Origin of the sequence: Marinococcus luteus (assembly GCF_900106595.1) — a bacterium.
Lineage (GTDB): Bacteria > Bacillota > Bacilli > Bacillales > Marinococcaceae > Marinococcus > Marinococcus luteus.
Genome location: NZ_FNNC01000003.1, coordinates 47,428 through 68,279, shown reverse-complemented (window position 1 = coordinate 68,279; position 20,852 = coordinate 47,428). Strand labels below are relative to the sequence as shown.

At 47.9% G+C, this 20,852-nt stretch carries 26 protein-coding genes and 1 pseudogene; 22 read left to right on the top strand and 5 right to left on the bottom strand.

Translation table 11 applies throughout. The annotated features are described in order from the left end of the window. Window positions 1-59: 59 nt before the first annotated feature. The 8 genes and pseudogenes from BLV22_RS07840 to BLV22_RS07815 all read left to right on the top strand — a co-directional run bounded on the left by BLV22_RS07840 (window position 60) and on the right by BLV22_RS07815 (window position 4,796). A complete protein-coding gene (locus BLV22_RS07840; protein WP_091613587.1) occupies window positions 60-1,517 on the top strand; it encodes an ATP-dependent helicase ComFA in 1,458 nt (485 codons plus the stop codon). After that, the gene (locus BLV22_RS07835) at window positions 1,510-2,223 is read left to right on the top strand and encodes a ComFC family protein (protein ID WP_091613584.1); all 714 of its coding nucleotides are present in this window, start codon (window positions 1,510-1,512) and stop codon (window positions 2,221-2,223) included. Before BLV22_RS07840 ends, BLV22_RS07835 begins: the two co-directional genes overlap by 8 nt. A gap of 94 nt (window positions 2,224-2,317) precedes the next feature. Next, on the top strand, window positions 2,318-2,611 hold the full coding sequence (locus tag BLV22_RS14815) for a hypothetical protein (RefSeq protein ID WP_143030968.1): 294 nt from the start codon (window positions 2,318-2,320) through the stop codon (window positions 2,609-2,611). After that, window positions 2,571-2,951, top strand: coding sequence for a flagellin (locus BLV22_RS07830; RefSeq protein ID WP_176967707.1), 381 nt, complete (start codon window positions 2,571-2,573; stop codon window positions 2,949-2,951). The genes BLV22_RS14815 and BLV22_RS07830 overlap by 41 nt, the downstream gene beginning before the upstream one ends. A gap of 114 nt (window positions 2,952-3,065) precedes the next feature. Then, window positions 3,066-3,518, top strand: a complete 453-nt coding sequence (gene fliW / locus BLV22_RS07825; protein WP_176967706.1) for a flagellar assembly protein FliW — start codon at window positions 3,066-3,068, stop codon at window positions 3,516-3,518. Further along, window positions 3,512-3,580, top strand: a pseudogene (locus BLV22_RS15300) (carbon storage regulator); the annotation flags it as partial. The gene fliW and the pseudogene BLV22_RS15300, both read left to right, overlap by 7 nt. 26 nt (window positions 3,581-3,606) lie before the next feature. Beyond that, on the top strand, window positions 3,607-3,741 hold the full coding sequence (locus BLV22_RS15295; RefSeq protein ID WP_425433803.1) for a hypothetical protein: 135 nt from the start codon (window positions 3,607-3,609) through the stop codon (window positions 3,739-3,741). A 350-nt stretch (window positions 3,742-4,091) separates the two neighbouring features. Further along, on the top strand, window positions 4,092-4,796 hold the full coding sequence (locus tag BLV22_RS07815; RefSeq protein ID WP_091613577.1) for a response regulator transcription factor: 705 nt from the start codon (window positions 4,092-4,094) through the stop codon (window positions 4,794-4,796). Window positions 4,797-5,232: 436 nt separating this feature from the next. Here the strand turns inward: BLV22_RS07815 and BLV22_RS07810 are convergent, their stop codons facing one another. Then, window positions 5,233-5,700, bottom strand: a complete 468-nt coding sequence (locus BLV22_RS07810) for a competence protein ComK (RefSeq protein WP_091613574.1) — start codon at window positions 5,698-5,700, stop codon at window positions 5,233-5,235. An 851-nt stretch (window positions 5,701-6,551) separates the two neighbouring features. On the opposite strand from BLV22_RS07810, the gene BLV22_RS15025 reads away from it, so the two are divergent. The 4 genes from BLV22_RS15025 (at window position 6,552) to BLV22_RS07795 (ending at window position 8,396) form a co-directional block, all read left to right on the top strand. Continuing rightward, the gene (locus BLV22_RS15025) at window positions 6,552-6,716 is read left to right on the top strand and encodes a hypothetical protein (RefSeq protein ID WP_176967705.1); all 165 of its coding nucleotides are present in this window, start codon (window positions 6,552-6,554) and stop codon (window positions 6,714-6,716) included. Between the two features lie 5 nt (window positions 6,717-6,721). Then, complete coding sequence (locus tag BLV22_RS07805) at window positions 6,722-6,904, top strand: flagellar protein FlaG (RefSeq protein ID WP_091613571.1); 183 nt, start codon at window positions 6,722-6,724, stop codon at window positions 6,902-6,904. A 141-nt stretch (window positions 6,905-7,045) separates the two neighbouring features. Next, a complete protein-coding gene (locus BLV22_RS07800) occupies window positions 7,046-7,816 on the top strand; it encodes an acetoin reductase (protein WP_091613569.1) in 771 nt (256 codons plus the stop codon). A gap of 301 nt (window positions 7,817-8,117) precedes the next feature. Beyond that, complete coding sequence (locus tag BLV22_RS07795) at window positions 8,118-8,396, top strand: DUF8108 domain-containing protein (protein WP_218130598.1); 279 nt, start codon at window positions 8,118-8,120, stop codon at window positions 8,394-8,396. A gap of 148 nt (window positions 8,397-8,544) precedes the next feature. On the opposite strand, the gene BLV22_RS07790 is transcribed toward BLV22_RS07795, so the two are convergent. Next, window positions 8,545-8,760 (bottom strand): hypothetical protein, encoded by a 216-nt coding sequence (locus BLV22_RS07790; protein WP_091613566.1) that lies wholly within the window; start codon window positions 8,758-8,760, stop codon window positions 8,545-8,547. 102 nt (window positions 8,761-8,862) lie between these two features. On the opposite strand from BLV22_RS07790, the gene BLV22_RS07785 reads away from it, so the two are divergent. From BLV22_RS07785 to dgoD, 4 genes are all read left to right on the top strand, one after another. Next, window positions 8,863-9,624, top strand: coding sequence for an IclR family transcriptional regulator (locus tag BLV22_RS07785; protein ID WP_091613563.1), 762 nt, complete (start codon window positions 8,863-8,865; stop codon window positions 9,622-9,624). Window positions 9,625-9,750: 126 nt separating this feature from the next. Further along, window positions 9,751-10,389 carry a bifunctional 4-hydroxy-2-oxoglutarate aldolase/2-dehydro-3-deoxy-phosphogluconate aldolase gene (locus BLV22_RS07780; RefSeq protein ID WP_091613560.1) on the top strand — a complete coding sequence of 213 codons (639 nt, stop codon included), beginning with the start codon at window positions 9,751-9,753 and terminating at the stop codon, window positions 10,387-10,389. After that, a complete protein-coding gene (locus BLV22_RS07775; RefSeq protein WP_091613557.1) occupies window positions 10,386-11,333 on the top strand; it encodes a 2-dehydro-3-deoxygalactonokinase in 948 nt (315 codons plus the stop codon). The genes BLV22_RS07780 and BLV22_RS07775 overlap by 4 nt, the downstream gene beginning before the upstream one ends. Further along, on the top strand, window positions 11,330-12,478 hold the full coding sequence (gene dgoD / locus BLV22_RS07770) for a galactonate dehydratase (protein ID WP_091613554.1): 1,149 nt from the start codon (window positions 11,330-11,332) through the stop codon (window positions 12,476-12,478). Before BLV22_RS07775 ends, dgoD begins: the two co-directional genes overlap by 4 nt. 37 nt (window positions 12,479-12,515) lie before the next feature. On the opposite strand, the gene BLV22_RS07765 is transcribed toward dgoD, so the two are convergent. From BLV22_RS07765 to BLV22_RS07755, 3 genes are read right to left on the bottom strand one after another with little or no spacing between them, the layout of a single operon-like run. Beyond that, window positions 12,516-12,902 (bottom strand): alpha/beta fold hydrolase, encoded by a 387-nt coding sequence (locus BLV22_RS07765; protein WP_091613551.1) that lies wholly within the window; start codon window positions 12,900-12,902, stop codon window positions 12,516-12,518. A 6-nt stretch (window positions 12,903-12,908) separates the two neighbouring features. Next, window positions 12,909-13,205 (bottom strand): hypothetical protein, encoded by a 297-nt coding sequence (locus BLV22_RS07760; protein ID WP_091613549.1) that lies wholly within the window; start codon window positions 13,203-13,205, stop codon window positions 12,909-12,911. A gap of 19 nt (window positions 13,206-13,224) precedes the next feature. Continuing rightward, the gene (locus tag BLV22_RS07755; protein WP_091613546.1) at window positions 13,225-13,917 is read right to left on the bottom strand and encodes an aspartate/glutamate racemase family protein; all 693 of its coding nucleotides are present in this window, start codon (window positions 13,915-13,917) and stop codon (window positions 13,225-13,227) included. Window positions 13,918-14,486: 569 nt separating this feature from the next. Here BLV22_RS07755 and BLV22_RS07750 point away from each other — a divergent pair. The 6 genes from BLV22_RS07750 (at window position 14,487) to sftI (ending at window position 20,835) form a co-directional block, all read left to right on the top strand. Next, window positions 14,487-14,750 carry a hypothetical protein gene (locus tag BLV22_RS07750; RefSeq protein WP_091613543.1) on the top strand — a complete coding sequence of 88 codons (264 nt, stop codon included), beginning with the start codon at window positions 14,487-14,489 and terminating at the stop codon, window positions 14,748-14,750. Between the two features lie 207 nt (window positions 14,751-14,957). Further along, window positions 14,958-15,485 carry a class I SAM-dependent methyltransferase gene (locus BLV22_RS07745; RefSeq protein WP_176967704.1) on the top strand — a complete coding sequence of 176 codons (528 nt, stop codon included), beginning with the start codon at window positions 14,958-14,960 and terminating at the stop codon, window positions 15,483-15,485. Window positions 15,486-15,742: 257 nt separating this feature from the next. Continuing rightward, on the top strand, window positions 15,743-16,405 hold the full coding sequence (locus BLV22_RS07740; protein ID WP_091613537.1) for a DUF4867 family protein: 663 nt from the start codon (window positions 15,743-15,745) through the stop codon (window positions 16,403-16,405). Window positions 16,406-16,425: 20 nt separating this feature from the next. Next, on the top strand, window positions 16,426-18,204 hold the full coding sequence (locus BLV22_RS07735; RefSeq protein WP_091613534.1) for a solute:sodium symporter family transporter: 1,779 nt from the start codon (window positions 16,426-16,428) through the stop codon (window positions 18,202-18,204). 13 nt (window positions 18,205-18,217) lie between these two features. After that, window positions 18,218-19,417 (top strand): Gfo/Idh/MocA family protein, encoded by a 1,200-nt coding sequence (locus BLV22_RS07730; RefSeq protein WP_245724050.1) that lies wholly within the window; start codon window positions 18,218-18,220, stop codon window positions 19,415-19,417. 71 nt (window positions 19,418-19,488) lie between these two features. After that, window positions 19,489-20,835, top strand: coding sequence for a sulfoquinovose isomerase (sftI, locus tag BLV22_RS07725; protein WP_091613529.1), 1,347 nt, complete (start codon window positions 19,489-19,491; stop codon window positions 20,833-20,835). Window positions 20,836-20,852 lie beyond the last annotated feature (17 nt).

Genomic DNA, 20,852 nt, shown 5'->3' with positions numbered 1-20,852 from the left:
CCGGCGGCCGCCAGGCCGCCTCCTCTTTTTAAACCCTTCCACGAAAGGAACCACCTCCCATGAATATGCTATCCACCTGGTTTACCGGCTGCAGACGGCCGGCTTCACCTTTTCCTTCCTTTTCCTCTGTTTCTAACCCTTCTACTACCATCTTACCTGATTATGAACAGATGCAGGCCCACTGCAGCGGCCGGGCGCTGCTGGCGCAGGAGCTGCCGTACGCTCAAAAAATTATCGATACCTATGTGCAGGCAGAAATGCTGCAGGCGGTGCCTGCCATCACACAGCAGGGCTCTTTTTCACAGTGCCTGCGCTGCAGCAACAAAAACCCCGGCTTGTTCGGTTCCCACACATGTGCGTGCGGTAGCGGGCGGTGCGTCTACTGCCGGGAGTGCCTGGAAATGGGCCGGGTGTCGGCCTGCACGCCGCTCTACTGCTGGACGGGACCCGAAGCGGCTCCGGTATATTCTGATCCGCTTGTATGGAGCGGCCGGCTGTCTTCCGAACAGGAGCAGGCGTCCCGTGCCGCTGCGAATGCCGGCCTGCTAAAACAGGAATTATACATCTGGGCAGTGTGCGGTGCGGGCAAAACCGAGATGATGTTTCAGGCGGTGGCTGAGGCGCTTGCCCGGGGTGAACGGGTGTTGTGGGCGACGCCGCGGACGGACGTCGTGCGCGAGCTGTATCCGCGTCTTGCGGGCGTGTTTCCCGAGGTACCGGCTGCCTCGTGGTATGCCGGCAGTCCGGATGCCCGCCCGGAGGCACGTCTTGTGCTCGCAACGGCGCATCAGGCGCGCCGGTTTAAGGGCGCCTTTGATATGGCGGTAATTGACGAGGTGGACGCGTTTCCGTACGTGTTTGACCCGGGTCTCCAGCAGGCTGTTCAGGAAGCATGCCGCCCACAGGCGGCCGTGATCTATTTAAGCGCGACGCCCGGAAAGCACGAACAGCGGCGGATGAAAAGCGGGGCCCTGGCGTATGTGCGGGTGCCGCGCCGGTTTCACGGCCAGCCGCTCCCGATGCCAGCATGCCGATGGGCCGGAAACTGGAGGCTGCAGCTCACCCGCGGAGGCCTGCCGCATGCGCTGATGCAATGGTGCCGGTCGCGGGACACTGCCTATCCGCTATTTGTGTTTGTCCCGTCGGTAGCGGCTGTTCGGCCGGTGGTGGAAGCTCTCCGGGCGGAAGGCTTTCGCTGCGACGGAGTACACGCCGACGACGAAAAGCGCGAGGAAAAAATTACTGCTTTCCGAAAAGGGGATATTGATATCCTTGTTACAACGACGATTCTGGAGCGCGGCGTCACGATTCCGAAAGCGGATGTGGCAGTGCTTGGCGCCGACGACGATATTTTCACCGAAAGCGCCCTCGTACAGATCGCCGGCAGAGCCGGACGAAATCCGGAGCGTCCGGAGGGGGACGTCGTTTTCTTTCATTACGGTCGTACGAGAGCGATGCAGCAGACGATCCGCCATATCCAGACGATGAACCGGGAGGAGGCGGAGCCAGGTGAATAATGATTCTCTTTTGTCTTTTGCACGCGGATACTGTCTTTCCTGCCAGGAACGCCTGCAGACGTCCTGGACGTACAATAACCTGTTTACGTGGAGAGCGGGGCGTCTTTGCGACACGTGCACCGTACAGCTGCCTGTAATTTCCGGGCCAGCGTGTCCGGAGTGCTCGGCGCCTGGGCACGTGGACGTGTGTTCCGACTGCCTCAGCTGGCGCCAGCGGGCGGAGACCGGCAGATGGATGAAAAATGTATCGCTGTTTCGCTACGACGATTGGATGCAGGCGTGGACGACCCGCTGGAAATTCCGCGGCGACGCGGTGATGGCTGCCGCATTCGATCATGACCTCCGCCGTGCGTACCGGAAGCACTTTCCAGGCTTTGTGCCGGTTCCAGTACCGCTTACGCCGGCGCGGATGAAGGAGCGTCGGTTTAACCAGGCAGAGGTGCTCGCCGCCAGTCTTAAAGTGCCGTACGCTTTGGCGCTCGAACGCCCTGATGGGGAAAGCGGCAAGCAAAGCAAGCAGACGAAACGGGAGCGGCTGCAGACCGTGCGCGGATTTACCGCCCCTGCTTCTGATATGATTTTTGGCCGGAACATTCTGATCATTGACGATATTTACACGACCGGGGCGACGGTCCGCGAAGCGGCGCAAGTGCTTGAGGCCGCGGGAGCTGCTTCCACGGCTTCGCTTACATTGATCCGCGCTTAAACTCGGGGTGGGTGGTGCCGATATAATAAGCAACAATGAATCAAAGGAGAAGCGAGCTATGGGCGAATAAAAAAACTGTCCGTCATGCGGGAAATTGTTTGTACAGGCGCTCCGTGCCGTTTACCTGGAATGCCAGCGGGTGCGCGGGCTCGTCACCCAGGCGTCAAATAACACGTACGAAGGCGAACAGCGCGGTAACATTGCCAAAGAAATCAATGAACTGAAGGAGCAGCTGATCAGCTCTGCCAACTCGAAGGTCGGCGACAAATACATTTTTAACGGATCCAACACAACGAACCCGCCAATCGACACTAATGCGACGGCAGACAGCTTCACCGGTCACGGCGATGCGGTGGAAATGGAGCTCATCGTCGGGCGAGGTGTTTAACGAGCAGCTGTTTGCCGAACTTGAACAGCTGCAGGCCGATCTGGAAAATCCGGACACGACCGGCGAGGACCTCCAGGAATATCTGGGCACGCTTGACCAACAGATGAACAGCATCGTCAACGAGCGGGCCGAACTAGGCGCCCGTTCCAACCGGATCGAAATGATCGAAAGCCGGCTCGCCGATCAAAAGGTCATTTCCAACAAAATTATGTCCAACAACGAAGAGGCCGGTCTGGAAGAAGTGATTACTAATTTAACGAATCAGCAGACCGTACATCAGGCGGCGCTCGCCTCGGCTGGACGGATCATGCAGACGACGTTTTTGGATTTTCTTAGATGAAATTTTATAAAATGTGGGAAAATCTGTTTTATTATGAAGAACGATTCAGTATACTGGTCTTTGTGACTGTCCATCTGTTTCGTGTACATATACCATTTACAAGGAGGCAGAGGAGTGGAAATTGAAACGAAGCATTTAGATGCTGTCACGATCGAAGAAGACGATATTACCCGTTTTCCGCAGGGCATTCCGGCGTTTGAAGAGGAACGCGACTTTGTGTTTCTTCCGTTCGACGACAGCGGCAGCCTGTTTATTATGCAGTCGGTGCAAAATGCACATATTGCGTTTATTACTGCCGATCCGTTTGTATTTTTCCCGGACTACGAGCTTGAAGTGCCGGACGCTGTCCCGGAACATCTGCATATCGAAAACCCGGAGCAGGTACTTGTCTATGTCACCCTGACGTATGCGAACACGCTCGAAGACAGTACGGCGAACCTGCAGGCACCACTGATTATCAACGTTGAACAGAAACTCGGCAAGCAGTGGCCGATGGCGCAGTCGCCGTACGAGACGAAGCATCTGCTGTTTCAGCGGACAAAGAAAGAAGGCACAGGATCATGTTAGTACTCACACGAAAGAAAAAAGAATCCATTCGTGTCGGGGATGATATCGCGATCACTTTACTCGGAATTGAAGGAGACCAGGTGAAGCTGTGGGTATCGATGTCCCGGAGCATATTGATATACACCGCCAGGAAGTATACGTCTCTATCCAACAGGAAAACCGGCAGTCGCTTGCAGGCGACAGTACGCTTTTACAGAAATTATCGGAAAATATCAAAAAATAATTAAATGACTATTTATTCACTATACACAACTTACGAACTAATAAAAATACTAAAAAATATGGAAATATATATAAAAAATGAACAATAAGGAAATATTATAGTTCTTTATTCATGTTTATGATATAATTAATTGACGATAAGTGGAAAATGCCTAGGGTCATAGGGCTTCTTGTCGGAACCTGTGAAAAAAAGGTAGAATTTGTATACGGTCGTTCGAGTTCAGGGGATTGGTTGTCCTGCTGCAGTTTACAGAGAGAAATCAACAGACAAAAACGCAGAGGGCATGCTTGGGGAAAGTGTGTTCAACAAAAATAACATCACTTTCGGTGAGGTCTCAGGAGGAATACATAATGGCCAGGACTTACAGTCGCAACATCCCGGGAAGCAGGGTGCCGATTTTATTTATCGACCTGCAGGGATCAGAAGTACTGCCACAGGCAGCAGAATCAATGGGGAAACTGGCTGTGCGCACGAATGGGGAAGAGTGGACCACGCTTATGCAGCGCGGTCTGCAGAAAGATACGCTGTATTACACAGCGTGCAGTGATTTGGATGCGTTTGTGCGTCTTCAGGAAGCAAAACGGGCCGGGTCCGCCTGCAGGATTGGTGTGAACCTGCCGGAGCGGCTCAGGCACCTGGTGGATGAATTCATCTGCCAGGATGTGACGATGCTTCTTGCCGCCGAGCGCGGCGAAGATGACTGGCGCAAGCATTTCATGCGCGCCACACAGTTTCAGACGTACATCGACCCGGTGTTTCAGCCGCAGGTCGTCGAACGGTACCGCCGCATGAATCAGCTGCAGGAAGAGCCACCCGAACAGCAGCTCGAACTCGACGTGCATAAAGCACGCGGCACGCTGTCGGAAGCAGAAATCCGGATTTTGGAAAAAATCCTCGAAGGCAAAAGCAACCGCAAAATTGCCGAAGAATGCTTTCTGGCCGTCGCCACCGTTAACAACCACGTCAGTCATCTGACGAAAAAGATGCAGGCCAACGACCGCACGCATACCATAAAGCGCGCGATCGAAGAAAACTGGGTCGAGTTTATAACGTAAAAGAAAAGCGGAGCCACCCTGTACAGCCGTTCCAGACGGCTGGCGTAAACCTGGCTGGAAGCGTCGACAGACGGTGAAGCCAGGGTGGAGCCAATGGACTGGACGGCTGGGTGGCGTAGCTGGACAGCGTGAAAAGCTTTGCCTTTTTGATGGGATAAGATAGAAGAGGTTTAGCTCTTTTTGTGAACCACCGAACTTACCTATTTTAGCAAACTCTAGAATTGAAGCATCAAAAAAATGCCATGCTCTATCATTCAGCACGGCATTATTTTTTAGTATTATTAGCGAACATGCAGACGCAGCCCAGAAACTACTTCTTAGAATTATGGCATCGTAGCTAGACAGCAATGTCGCTGAACTTTTAGGCATTATACTTTTCTAACCAAGCATAAACAGAGCGGGAGCCCTTGTACTCCATGCTCTGTTTTTTTGTTTTTTAGGCGGTAAACATGCTCTGGCAGTGGCCCGTACGGAACAACTGCTGCTGAATCATAAAAGTACTCGCTTTTGTCGGGAGAGATGTACCGTCAGTGAATTGAATCATCGTTCCATTATCGGAAGTGACAAATTGGCCGGGCTGTACATGATTATAAAAAATCCAGATGTTTTCCGGATCGCGCAGCGATGAAATTGGAAATGCATAAATCCCTTCCGACGGATTTACCGGCACCGGCAACTTCTTGCGGATATGTAAGTAATGCTTTACCGCTTCGCTTCGCCCTTCAAAAGAAGACCCCCCGCGCAGACATCCTCTTTTAATGATAGCCGTAGGCGCACATGAAGCCGGTATACGCGCTCCGTCTTTTTCCCATATAATACTTTTCGCCTCTCCTTCAAAATTTGGCACAATCGCCATCGTGTTTGCGTTTACTTCATACTCTTCTAATACCATTGTCTTCTGCATAATCCAACACCTCTGTTCAAATATTTTCCCAACTGCTCTGACACATAAGTAAGTATACGAATGCTATGTGAAAATAACTAGTACTTTTTGCATAATATAACTAAAAGAATATTTTTAAGAGAATTACAGGAAATACTAAATGCATAAACCGAGCAGCCGATATAAGGAGTATAAGCAGGAAATGCCAAAACGCAGCGTACGGGCGTGAAAGCAAATTCTGTGACATAGGCTTACCACAAGGACGTGGAAAGTACTTACACACTCAGGGAGGAATTTTATAATGATTATTAACCACAGTTTAGGTGCCATGAACGCTCATCGTCAGATGGGTGCCAACCAAAATGATATGAGCAACTCAATGAAAGAAACTATTCGGAAGCAGTCCAGCTTATGCAAGATATGATTTTTAGCTTTACTGCATTAGAGCGCTCGTGTCAGAGGGTGCTTAAAAATATCGAAAACACTGAGGGGCGGAGCAGTGGTTCAGTAATATCCGTGAGAACTTAGACTTGGTCGTCACTCATTTAGAAAACCATTCATACGCAAGACTCCAGGAAATTTTTCAATTTACCTTGATTCCCAACGTGAAAAATTACAGCGAGAGTTGGAACAGCATTTTCAGCCGTGTGTATTATTATAAACCTTACACTCCCGCGAAATTCTGCCGATACTATAAACAACTGAGGCACTTTTACACCAAAGACTATACACCCAGAGGTTCCGGCGCCCCGGGGCCTTTTTTATAATATTATGAAAGGAGGTGATGGTATCGATGTCGGCAGTGTTTCGGACAAAGGTCAGTCGATCGACGTAAAGGGATAGGGATCATACCAGGAGGAGGGAGGCGGGAGATGGATGTTTCTATTCGATCAGCCGGAGGCGAGGGGACTTCACCCAGGCTGGAAGCGGGCGTTATAGATGCGTCGAAAGTAACGCCGAACGAATTGGTAGCAGCTGAAACCAATTCGGCGCTTTACATAACAAAGAAGGAAGTAGAAAATCAGTCGAAACGTTGAGTGCGATGCTTGATCCACATTTAACACGGTTGAAGTTTAACGTGCACGAAGACACCGAGCGGGTGTATGTGCAGGTGATCGACCGCGACACGGAAGAAATCGTGCGGGAAATACCACCCGAATCGCTTCTGAATTTTAACGCTTCGATCCTTCGTCAGTCCGGGCTTTTGGTAAATGAAAAAGGGTAAGTGAAAAGCGTCTTCCTTCGGGAAGGCGTTTTTTTGTTTTCGTGATAAAAGTTTTAATTCTTAAGTCATAATTATGTTTATGAATAGGGTTTAAAAGGAAAGGTTCATTAGTTCGAATCTAATATATGGAGGGTGAAATGCATGAGTAAAACAGCAGTCGTTACTGGGTCGGGACAGGGCATTGGGAAAGGCATTGCGACGCGTCTTGCGAAAGATGGATTCAACCTTGTGATCAGCGATATTGATAAAGAAAAAATGGAGGAAACGGTGCAGGCCATTAAAGACAGCGGCAGTGAAGCCCTGGCTGTGGAAGCCAATGTAACTAGCAGGCAGGACATTAACGATCTTGTGAAAAAAGCCGCGGATCATTTCGGAAGCGTCGATGTGTTTGTAAACAATGCCGGTATTGATCATGTAGCCCCGCTTTTAAAAGTAGAGGAAGAGGATATCGAGAAAATTTTCGCTGTGAATGTGAACGGCGTTATTTTTGGCATTCAGGCAGCGGCCGAGCAGATGAAAAAGCAGGGCGGCGGCAAAATTATTAACGCATGCAGCATTGCGGGGCATAAAGGCTTTCCAATGCTTGGGATTTATTCGGCTACCAAGTTTGCGGTTAAAGGTTTAACACAGGCCTCCGCCCAGGAACTGGCCCCGGACAAGATTACCGTTAATGCTTACTGCCCGGGCGTGGTCGGGACGAGCATGTGGGAGCGCATCGATGCCCGGATGGTTGAAGAAATGGGGCTCGAAAAGCCAGGGGACGCATTCGAGAAATTTACTGCAGGTATCGCCCTGGGGCGCCCGCAGACACCGGAGGATGTAGCGAATTTCGTTTCGTATCTGGCTTCGCCGGACTCGGATTACATGACCGGCCAGGCCGTACTGATCGACGGCGGGATTGTGTACAACTAAAAATAATTGAATATGGATTAAAGAAGCGTCTCCTTTCGGGGAGGCGTTTTTTTATACAAACCAATTCACTTAGCGGGTGCATAAAAGGTGAAATAAACTGCCCATACATATGTAGATGAAAGTACTGGTGTTAAAAGTAGCAGTATAATTTAACGGAACGACCTTTTTATAAAATTTACTGTAAAACTGTCACTTTAGTATTGTAATTTTCTGTAATTCATTATACTATTTAAATAATAATATTGTCCTAGTATTTTTATATATTTTGCATTTATTAATATATTTTAGGGAGGAAAAAACCATGGCTTTAGACAGGATTAGAAGAGTTGGGTCAGTACGTGAAATGGAAAGCGTAACCGATGATTTTGTGACAATGGGATATGAAGTAATCTCTCGAGGGGAATCTTCAATAAGAATGCGTCAGCACGGTGGCTGGGGTTCATTAGGTGGCCATTTGATTGTCGGTCTCTTAACTGTCTGGTGGTCGTTTGGGATAGGGAATGTAGTTTACGCAGTATATAAACGGTACAGCGGAGAAAAAGTTCTTCTTAAGCTGGAAGTGTTGGATAAAGAAGCTTAAAGGTTCTTATGCTTTTAAAGAGAGACAGTTATACAGTGGTCTTTCAGCTGAAGGTGTTGTTATGAAACAATAGCTGATTAACAAGGATGAGCTATAACTAATAATGTGTTTAAATCATCTGCGCCTATCCTCCGGGACAGACGCTTTTTTATTTCTCGGGCTGATACTTCCGAAACTTCCGTACGGTATTAACACATAGAAGCAGGGCAATAGCTGCCGAAACGCTTACCTTGCTTACCATACCCGGAGGCTCACCGGCAGATAGACCGTCAATACCGATCAGCATCGCAAACATCACGGCAAAATTGCCGATAATACTCGCAATTAAATTCCAATGCTCATCCACAAACACACGGGAATACATATAAATCTCCTTTCCTTACTTTTCCATTTATTGTGTAGTTTTATACTAACATACAAGAGAAATGTGCTACGATGACTGCAGTACAGAAAGGAGGAAGGCTGCATGAATACAAACGGAACGGTCCAATCCGTCGACCGCGCCCTCCGGATTATTGACCTGCTCGCCGAAGCGCCGGAAGGAATGGGCGTCACGGAGCTTGCGAACCGCCTGAATGTTTCCAAGAGTACAGTGCACCGGCTGCTGGCATCTCTCCTGCAGAAGGGCTACGTGAAGCAGGGAAACGAACGCGATGTGTATACGCTCGGGTTCACATTCATGGAAATGGGCGAGCGGGTGGCAGAATCCATCGACGTGCGAAAAGCGGCGGGAGACATCATTCATGACCTCGCGAAAGCGACGGCGAGTACGGTTCACCTTGTCCAGCTCGAAGGTGCCCAGGTTGTCTACATCGATAAAGTGGAAACGTACGCGCGGCTGCGGCTGTTTTCCCGGGTCGGCCGTAAAGCGCCGCTCTACTGCACCGGCGTTGGAAAAGCGCTGCTGGCGTTTCAGCCCCCGCATGTGCAGGACAAGCTTCTTGGCGAGCAGGAAATGATCCGCCATACGCCGCATACGATTACATCCAAAGAAGCAATGATGCCGGAGCTGGATAAAATAGCGCAGGAAGGCGTGGCCTACGACCGGGAGGAGCATGAGCTTGGCGTGACCTGCGTAGCGGCCCCCATTTTTGATTTTCACCGGCGGGCAGTGGCAGCGGTCAGTGTGACGATGCCGCACATGAACGCGGAAACGATCGACTGGGAAAAAACGGTGCTGCAGGTGCAGCGGGCGGCGGTATCCATATCGCGGGAACTAGGCCATTAAAAGAACGCTTTCAATCTGCCGCTCGGTCTGCTACACTGTAAACGACATTTCCCGCAGGAGACTTTCTTTTTATTCATAATACGGAACGATGTTCCTTAATAAGGAACAAAAGGAGGCCGCAGGCTGATGAGTATTATTCAGACGATTGAACAGGAGAAAATAGTGCCAATCATCCGCAGCAGTGACAAAACGCAGCTCCAGCAGGTGATTGAGTCTTTGTACGCCGGCGGGGCCCGGGTGCTTGAAGTGACGATGAACACGCCGGGGGCGCTTGCGGCGATTGAATGGGCGAAGGCGACCCACAGCGATCTGCATATTGGTGCCGGGACGGTGCTGGACGCCGAATCTGCGCGTACCGCCATTTTGTCCGGGGCGGAGTTTCTGCTTGCTCCGACGCTTGACGCAAAAACCATTGAAACCGGCAGCCGCTACGGTGTGCCGGTCATTCCGGGCGTGCTCACGCCGACCGAAATTCTGCAGGCTACCGAGGCCGGAGCGGAAATGGTGAAAATTTTCCCAATCCGCGCATTCGGGCCCTCGTATTTGAAAGACGTACACGGTCCGCTTCCGCATGTGCGTGCAATGGCGGTGGGCGGCGTGTCGCTCGACAACATGCAGGAATACCTGCAGCACGGCTGGCATGCGGTCGGCCTCGGCAGCCAGGTGGTGGATCCGAAGGCGATTGAACGCGGAGACATGAAGCAGTTGACCCGTAACATGGAGCAGGCCCGCGCCTTGCTCCGTGAAGGCGGTGGAACTCGATGAACGTCATTGTTATTGATGGCGGTACCACCAATACGCGTCTCCGGGTCGTGGACGCTGACACGCTGGAGGTTAAAAAGCGCGTCTCGCTCGATCAGGGTGTGCGCAATCAGGCGATGGAGCAGGATTTTTCGCTGCTCGAGCGGTTGATTGATAATGAACTCGACACGCTGGCTGCCCATTTTACTTTCCGTGATGTGATCGGCTACGGCATGCTGACGGCGAACATTGGTATGCGCGAAGTGCCCCACGCGCCGTCGCCGCTTACGATGGAGGAGCTTGCTGAACGTACGGTACACGAGCGCTACAATGCCCGGCGCTGGCACTGGATCACGGGTATGAAAAACGGTGAGGAGCCGGTCGATGTGATGCGCGGCGAAGAGGTTGAGGCGTTCGGCATGCTGCGCCATACGCCGGCTGAAGGCAGCGGCCTGATTATTCTGCCGGGCTCACATACAAAATACATCCGCGTGGAAAACGGCTCGCGGCTGCTAAGCTGCACGTCCACCCTGGCCGGAGAAACGCTCTCAGCCCTGCGGACATCCACGATTTTATCCGATTCAGTCGGGCCGAAGCTCGTGGAGGCGCTCGAGCCGGAGGTGCTGATGGAGGGCTGGGAGCTGGCGGAAACGGAAGGTTTCACGCGGGCGGCGTATTACGTGCGTCTGCGCCATTTGTTTGCTGACTATACCGAAAACGCACGGGCGAATCTCTTGCTCGGTGCGGTGCTGTACGAGGATATGAAAGCATTTGAACGCGCTGCTGACGGCGCTGACTGGCTGTATCTTGGCGGCCACGGTGCGATGCAGGAGGCGTACCGATACGTGCTGGAACAAAAGCAGGAACGTCCGATCCACGTCTTTACGAAACATGATCTTGAAAAAGCGTCGCTGCAGGGAGCCCTGCAGCTGGCCAATCTGGAACAAACGAAAGGGGAATCCCGATGAAAATCCGATCCTACGAACTATTTCAGGTGCCGCCGCGGTGGCTGTTTCTAAAAATTACGACTGATGAAGGCCTTGAAGGCTGGGGCGAACCGATCGTGGAAGGGCGTGCTGCTTCGGTCAAGGCGGCTGTCGATGAGCTGATGGAATACATGATCGGGGAAGATCCGATGCGGATCGAGGACCACTGGAATAAGCTGTACCGCTCCGGATTCTACCGCGGCGGGCCGATTCATATGAGCGCGCTCGCCGGCATCGACCAGGCGCTCTGGGACATTAAAGGCAAGTACTACAATGCGCCGATTTATGACCTGATGGGCGGCGCGTGCCGCGACAACATCAACATTTACTCCTGGATCGGCGGCGACCGTCCGAGCGACGTCGGCGCAGCGGCGAAGGAAACCGTGGATTCCGGCTTCCGGGCGATTAAAATGAACGGTACGGAGGAAATGCAGTACATTGATTCGTTCGATAAAGTCGAAGAAGCGGTCGCCCGTGTAGCGGCCGTACGGGAAGCGGTCGGCACAGGCGTTGGCATCGGTATCGATTTTCACGGACGGGTGCACCGGCCGATGGCGAAAGTGATTGCCAAAGAGCTTGAGCCGTATCACCCGATGTTTATTGAAGAACCGGTACTGACCGAAAACATGGAGGCGCTGCAGGAGCTGCGCCAGCATACGCACATTCCGATTGCGACCGGCGAGCGTATGTATTCGCGCTGGGAGTTTAAGCACATTCTGGCGAACGGCTGGGTCGATATTATTCAGCCGGACCTGTCGCACGCAGGCGGCATCACCGAAGGCAAAAAAATCGCGACGATGGCGGAAGCGTATGACGTCGCCCTGGCGCCGCACTGCCCGCTCGGGCCGATTGCGCTTGCGGCCTGCCTGCAGGTGGACGCGACAAGCCACAACGCCTTCATTCAGGAGCAGAGTCTCGGCATTCACTACAACCAGAGCAACGACCTGCTCGACTACATTGAAGACAAAAGCGTATTTGCCTATGAAGACGGCGCGGTAAAAATGCCGCAGGGGCCGGGCCTAGGCATTACGATCAACGAAGACTACGTGCGCGAGCGCGCAAAGGAAAGCCACAACTGGAAAAACCCGGTGTGGCGGCATAAAGACGGCACGATTGCCGAATGGTAACAAGAAATCCAGCATGCCTCAGGCGTGCTGGATATTTTTATTCCCCGCGTAAAAAGTCGGTAATACAGGCGAGCAGGTGCGTCGGCGCGTCCTCCTGCACAAGATGTCCGGCGCCGGGAATGAGTTCCAGACGGGAGCCCGGAATAGCTTTATGAAGCATATGGGCGCGGTTGACCGGAATCCAGGCATCGTTTTCACCCCATACAATCAAGGTCGGGGAAGAAACGTCCCCGTAGCGGGATTCGATCTCATCGGTGTACTTTTGGTCGGCCTGGGCCATCTGCCGGTAAAAGGCGTGCTGTCCTTCCGTGCCGAGCCACGGCGTGCCGTGGACGAGCACGAGCGGCGGGCCGCTTCCCTGCACGTCGTAACGGATATTTCCATGCGTCGTACGGATTTCTTTTGTTAAGCTCCAGTGCTGCATGAAAGATCACCCCTTTGAAGTTTTTAATGCTTTCCGGATGCCCAGGAGACATATACCGGTTCCGGCACCGAGCCATACCATCGCAGCGAGAAATGCGAAGCTGAGAGCGGTCACGGAGTCCGGAGCTTTCCACCATCCGTAGGCAGCTGCACCTGCGGCAGACAGCAGCAGAAGTGCGCAGAAAATAGTCACGAAAAGTCCGGGGCGCTGGTGGTTACGGACAGGCAGCCGGCTGATGACGACCAGAATTGCAGCTGTTAAAAAGACAGCGCCCATTACACCGTAATGCTGAAACCATTCCATTATCATTCCTCCATAGCGTTTAGTTGTCGAGTGCCTTGTTCACAGCTTCGAGGGCATGGACGCGGGTCGTATCGATCACCGGCAGATCAGTATCTTCCGGGGTGATCAGCATGCCGAGCTCCGTACAGCCTAAAACGATGCCCTCAGCCCCGCTTATTCGAAGCTGCGTCATTACCTCGAGCATATAGCTTTTGGATACTGGGTGGATGATACCGTGGCAGAGCTCCTCAAAAATGATGCGGTTGATTTCCACACGTGCCTCGGGACCGGGAACCGTTACTCCGAGCCCGCCTGCCTGAAGGCCGTCAGTGTAAAACGTTTCCTCCATCGTATATTTGGTTCCGAGCAGCCCGACACGGGTGAGGTGCTGCCGGCGGATATCACGAGCGGCCGCTTCAGCAATGTGCAGCACCGGCACATGTATGTACGATTCTATTGTTTCGATGACTTTGTGCATCGTATTGGTACAAAGCACGATAAAGTCGGCACCTCCCCGTTCGAGAGCCGTGGCCGCTTCCCCGAGCCGTTCGCCAGCTGCTGTCCAATCGCCGGCGGCCTGCATTTGTTCAATCTCTTCAAAATCGACGCTGTACAGAAGGGAGCGGGCCGAATGCAGCCGGCCAAGCCGGCGGTTTACTTCTTCATTGATCAGCTGATAGTACAGCGCAGACGATTCCCAGCTCATGCCTCCAAGGAGTCCAATGATCTGCATGCTTATCCGCTCCTTTCTGCCATACTCTTTACATCTGGTGTTACATGCTTAATATTACCATTTTTATCGTACTTAATTTGTGCGACGCAGTAACTGTGTTATAATTAAGGTATAAGAAAATAGTTTTAGTATAAAAATAGGAACTGCATTTTAGGCTTAAGGCGATTAACACCCTGGATAAAAGCGACAGTGAATGTACTGTCGATGGAGTGCATTTTGATTATATGAACGATCATATACGATTAAAGAAAGCTTGAAAAGCCTGTGCCTGCATTTCTGCGGCCGGCGCTTTGAATAATAGGAGGAATTTTTTAAGCAAGAGCCGGCGGAAATCTTCAGACAATAAGCGCTGACAGATAAGCTGCAGAGATTAATATATCTCTGTGGTTTTTTATATCTGAATGTACTAAAAACCAGTGAATGACAACAGGCAATTGCCAAAGTATAAAATAATACGCCGGCAGCAGCTGAAAAGAAGAAAGCTTTTCGGCACAGCCAGTACTAAGATCCTTTCTTAGTGCTGGCTTTTTATCTGCCGGACTATATTCTACAGAAAAGAGGCTGAAATAATGACTGCTCCCGTCTTTGTTTACTGCTACAGTCCGAAAGAACGCGAAGTAATTGTCGGCCGCCGCCGGGATATGAACATCGATGGATGGAGACGCAAAGGATATAAGGTCGTGGAATGCAGCAATGAAGAAGAATTGTATGAGGGCGTGAAAGAGTTTCAAATGAACGAGTGGATTGTTACGATCATGTCGAACCTCTCGCTGTTTGAAAAATTTCTGCGTGAATCCTCTGCCGCAACAGAGAATAAACAGGGAAACAGGTAATGATGTTACCAATACAGACGTGGCTGTCCCGACCACCGGGCAGCTTCTTTGTGCTGGGCATGAGTACGGACAATTGAAAAAGCTGATGCTAAATTTATTCCAATTAAAGATAATAAAAGTCTTTAATATCTTTGTTGTTTTTTCGTGCCTGGAAAGTGGTAGAACGATGACTCACCATCATCACTCATCATCCGAAAAAAAGCCTATTTGGAGGGAAAAGAACGGTGGGAGGCACTGCCTCCGGAAAAAGTGCTTGAAAGTATTTCTTTTGGTGCTTACGACCACCTACTGGATTTAGGAGCCAGGACAGGATACTTGACGCTCCCGGCAGCAGAAAAAAAGCAGGGACAGATCTATGCGTTTGACCGCGATCCGGAAATGCTTGAACTTATTGAAACCAAAGCGGATAAGGCTTCTCCTGCCAATATAACCATCGTGCAGGGGGAGATGAATGAGTTGCCGTTTTCCGATGCGTCTGTGGAAGTGGTTCTGGCTTCGCTCGTACTGCATGAAGCATTGTCTCTTGAGTCGGTTCTCGAGGAAATACAGCGGGTGCTCTTACCGGGAGGGCGCCTGATGATTGTGGAACTGGAAGCTTTTCCGTCCACTTCACACAAAGCACCCCGTGTGTCCTTGAAGCAGATGAAGGAGGCGGTTAGGCGTGTTGGCTTACAACGGATCAAATTATTTTTCCCGACGGATAATTTTTATATCTTAACGTCTGAAAAGAATTAGTCTGGTTCTTAGTATATCTAATTTTTTATAAAAAGGAGAACACTAGCCTTCTGGCCAGTTTTCTCCTTTTTTAATTTTGAAACTTATAGAGAAAAGGATAAAGAAGTATTCCTCTCATTAAGCGATAGTTCAACTTTTGAGTATAAACTAATTTAAAAAATTCAAAAAACATATTGAAAGCGCTTTAAAAAAATGTATAATAAAAACAAAGATAATGATCAATATTAAAAGATAGTAACCTTTTGAGGAGGCGCTAAATGTTTGAGCAATTGAAAAGTAAAAATTCCGGCATCGAAATGTTGCAATTAGAGGACAGAGAGTTTGAGAAGTATGGAACAGAACTTAAAGACTTTCCTTTAAATGAACTGCCTAATAGTTTTTTAGAAGACGAAATACCAGAAAACAATACTACTTATATTCCTTCTATTAGTGATTGGGAAAATACTAAATTCAAAAAGGAAGTCGAAAATAATTTTTTTGGCCAGTTACCAATACAAATAGGTTTATGTAAAGGTCATAATCAATATTTAAATGGATTCGAATTTCATAAAACCTCTGAAATTATAGTAACGGCCACTCCGTTGGTATTATTGATTCAAACTTTACAGGAGGTGGATATTCAAAAAGAAGTTTTAACTGAGAACTCTAAAGGAGTGTTTATACCCGCACTTAAAGCTGTGGAAATTTACTCTACTACACTTCATTTAGCTCCTTGTAAGGTGACCGATAGCGGCTTCAACAGTATGATTATTTTACCGAAGGGAACGAATGAAGAGTTGGAAACAGGAAGGGGAAGTGCTGAGACACTTCTTTTCAAAAAAAATAAATGGGCTATAGCTCATCGCGATCATAAAAAGTTCGTGGAGCAAAATGTTCCAGTGAGAATCGTAGGGGAAAATCTAAAAATTAATTATAAGTAGATTGAGAGGGAGGAAAATAAATGATTTTAACAATTACCAGCTGTATTTTTTTCATGGCTTTAGTAGCTTGGATTTCTTATAGAAAAACTAGAAATCAAGTTTCTGACTCAGATGGTTATTTCCTGGCAGGCCGTGGGCTGACTGGAGGTTTCATAGCGGGTTCCTTGTTATTGACAAACCTTTCAGCAGAACAATTAATTGGATTGAATGGCCAAGCTTATAGCGCTAATCTTTCCAATATGGCATGGGAAGTAACGGCAGCCTTTGCGGTTATCATTTTGGCACTATTTTTATTACCTAAATACTTGGGCGGAGCATTTACAACTTTACCGCAGTTTTTACGCTCAAGATTTGACAGCGGTGTTCAAACATACGTAGTTATGTTATTTATGCTTGGTTACGCTTTTGTTACAATTCCAAGCGTTCTGTACTCTGGAGGTCTGGCAGTTCTTCAATTGTTTGAGATTCCAGAATTACTTGGGATTTCATTGGAACAAGGTCTTTGGTTAGTAGTATGGACTATTGGGATTATTGGCGCCTGCTACGCCATTTTTGGCGGTTTGCGCGCAGTAGCAATCTCCGATACTCTAAATGGTATCGGGCTAATAATTGTAGGACTGCTAATCCCAATTTTGGGCTTCATTGCTCTTGGTAATGGTAATATGCTTGAAGGTATGCGCACCATTACTTTAGAAAATCCAGAGAAGCTAAATGCAATAGGCTCCTCAGATGATGCTGTACCAGTCGGTACCATTTTCACGGGTATGATTTTTATGAATCTGTTTTACTGGGGGACGAATCAATATGTAATTCAGCGTACCCTAGGGGCAAAAAGTCTTGCTGAAGGACAAAAAGGTGCTCTGTTCACAGGCTTTTATAAACTGCTTGTTCCGTTAATGATGATGATTCCAGGTATCATTGCATTTCATCTGTACGGAGAACAGTTAAATCCAATTGACTTAGCTTATCCGACACTAATTGCAAACGTGATGCCTACTTTCTTAAATGGTTTTTTCTTAGCGGTTTTGCTGGGAGCTGTATTTTCAAGTTTTAACTCCTTATTAAACAGTGCCTCTACCATGTTTGCTTACGATATTTATAAAGCGTGGATCAATAGAAACGCTACTGACAGACAAATGATTCGTATTAGTAAATGGTTCGGTACCTTTTTAGCTATGGTCACTTTTTTCATCGCCCCGCTGCTGCTGCGTGCACCGGATGGTTTATGGAACCTGATTAGAGAATTCACTGGTTTTTTTAATATTCCGATCATTGCCATTGTGCTTGTGGGCATCTTAACGAAGCGTGTACCTCCGTTAGGGCCAAAGATTGCTATTATTTTTCACGTGATAACCTACTATTTCCTGTTGTACGGAGTCAATCAATTCTTCGGCTTCAGTATTGAAATTAACTTTATTTACATCTCGTTTATACTGTTTTTGATTGAAGTAGGCATAATGTTAAGTGCAGGAAAGTTCAAACCTCTGCCACGGGACTTTGAATTTCATGCTGATCCTAAAGTTAACATGACCCCGTGGAAATACGCACTGCCTGTAACCACAGTGCTGCTTAGCGCAGTCGCTTTCACTTATTTAGTATTTTCTCCCTGGGGCGTCGCTTATACAGAAGGCATCGTGTCGTCTATGTTTTTACCGATGTTTTTACTACTCTTTGTTGTAACCGTTATCATCTACATTGTTTCATTGAAATCATGGAACAAAAAATATGAAGAAGCAATTCAAATTCAGCATGATAAAGCCGTTGAAAAAACAAACGATAAACCCCTGACAAAATTGTAAAAGGAGTATTATGATGACTAACAACAATTATTTTCAACAGAATTTTTACTCTGAGTATTTAAAGCCTAAAGATAAGTATGTGTTTTCTAAAGCAGAGCCTGAATTCAGATTTAATGTTATAGGCGCTGGAATGATAGGCATGGAGCATATTAGAGTGACCATGCTTGAAGGAAGAGCTGCTATTCATGGTGTCTATGATTTAGATCAATCGAGTGCTGAATGGACAAAAGAAGCTTTTGAAAAAGAATTTGATTATACACTGCACCTGTACAATAGTTTAGAAGAAGCTTGTTTTGATCCCGGTGTAGATGGGCTGATTATATGCACACCGAACTATACTCATTTGGAAGTTATGAAAACGGCTGTCCAATCCGGAAAACATATTCTTTTAGAGAAACCAATGGCTACAACTATACCCGATGTATTAGCAATTCAGGAATTAGTTAAAGACTATAAGAGTGTTTTTCAAATCGGACTTCAATACCGGCATAAGCCTATCTATGATGAAGCTTTATATGAAATATTGCAAAAAAGGTCTTTAGGAGAAGTAAAAAATATCAGTTTAATGGAACACAGAGTCCCTTTTTTGGATAAAGTCGATCAATGGAATAAATTTTCTAAATTCTCGGGTGGTACCTTAGTGGAAAAATGCTGTCATTATTTTGATTTAATGAACGTGGTAGCAGATTCCAAACCTGTATCTGTTTATGCCAGTGGAAGTTTAGCGGTCAATTATCATGATTTTGAATACGAGGGCGAGTCTTCTGATATTATCGATCAGGCCTTTGTCACAGTCGAATATGAAAACGGTATAAAAGGAAACTTTAATTTGTGTATGTTTGCTCCAATGTTTTATGAAGAAATGACCGTTTGTGGTAATAAAGGAAGAATTAAGACATACGAAAATGATGATTTTTTACCGTCCAACAGGGCCAATACTCACTTTGAAATTTTAACAGGAGAAAACGGGACCTCCAAAGTTTCGACTCCTATGTACCCTGCAATTATTCAAAATAGCGGGCACCATGGGGGGACTTACTACGAGCATAAGTATTTCGTAGACAATATTAAAGGCGATCATAAAAACACAGCTACAGTAGCAGAGGGGTTTTGGTCCATAGTAGTAGGGGTAGCGGCAGAAGAGTCCATTAAACACAACGCGGTGATTAATATCGATGAACTGTTAAGTCAATCTAAACAGATGGCTGAATGAAAATAAGTTGAATAACTAAAGGTTATTATGTTTAAATAAACATAATAACCTTTACAAGACGGAGGTATGACATGAATGGAATGAAGGTATTATATATTCCGGCAGTTAAAAAGACGTTTGATGTGGAAACGGCAAGAAAACAACGGTCGCAAACTAGCGAAGTACTCAAAAGTGTAAGTGCTCATTTGTTTGAACCAGAAGACGTTTTAGGATCTGTTAATGACGTTAGTGAATTTATTAACTCATTAGAAGCTGAAAGTATAGATTATGTCATTTATCAGAGTCTCACTTTTACTGACGGCGAGTACATTCGGGAAGTTATTAATCGGTTTTCTGTTCCGGTTATGGTCTGGTCCATTAGAGAGCCTGAAATAGGTGGAAGACTAAGGCTGAATTCCTTAACAGGAGGAAACAGTACGTCCCATGTTTTGCGTGCAGCTAATCACCCGTACGATTTTGTGTTTGGTAATAGTGATGAAAGCCAGGTTCTTAACAAATTGCGGGTGAATTTGAATGTACAGTCAATGATTAAAAATCTTCAAAGCATGAAAATTGGAGTCGTAGGAGAGCATCCCCCAGGTTTTTTCTTTGCAGATACAGATGAAGAACTCTTACAGAAACAGTTTGGTGTTCAAATACACAGCATGCAATTAGAAAGAGCATTTGAACAGGCAAAACAAACCACTGCCTCCATGCAGCAGCAGGAGTTGGACAGGGCAGAAACACAAGTAATTGGTCTTCAGCGTTCAGAAGAAACTACCAAAAAGTTCTCCGAGTTTTGTGCATATATGCGTCAGGAAATCCGGGAGGAAAACCTATCGGCATTGGCGATTCGATGTCTTCCTGAATTTTTTACAGAGTTTGGAGCAGCAGCATGTTCGACGCTTTCCCAATTAACTGAAGACGGCGTTTCTTCAGCCTGTGAAACAGATATTCACGGGGCCTTATCGATGCACATACTAAACCATCTATCTTTAGGAGCTTCCCCGTACCTTGGGGACATGGTTCACGTAAATGAGGCCAGCAATTCTGTAGTTTTTTGGCATTGCGGAGCTGGAGCGTACTCATTAGCAAATGAAAAACAAGGTGCTCAGGCAGGCGTTCACCCGAATAGAAAAACAGGTATGACAATGGAATTCGGTTTGAAGGCAGGAGAAGTCACTATATTTCGGGTGAGTTATTTGCCCATGGAGGGTTTCCGGCTATTAATTATGAAAGGGAAAGCATTGGATACGCCGCAGCGATTTAATGGCACAAGTGTAGAAGTTGAGTTGTGTACGCCAGTAACTGAGACGGTACAGCAGTTGATGGAAGGTGGCTATGAACCTCATTATGGTTTAGTTTATGCAGATGTAACAGAGGATTTAGTAGAACTGGGACGTAAACTAAACATACCAGCAACTGTTTATGTAGAGTAGTAAGATGGGTGGATGTG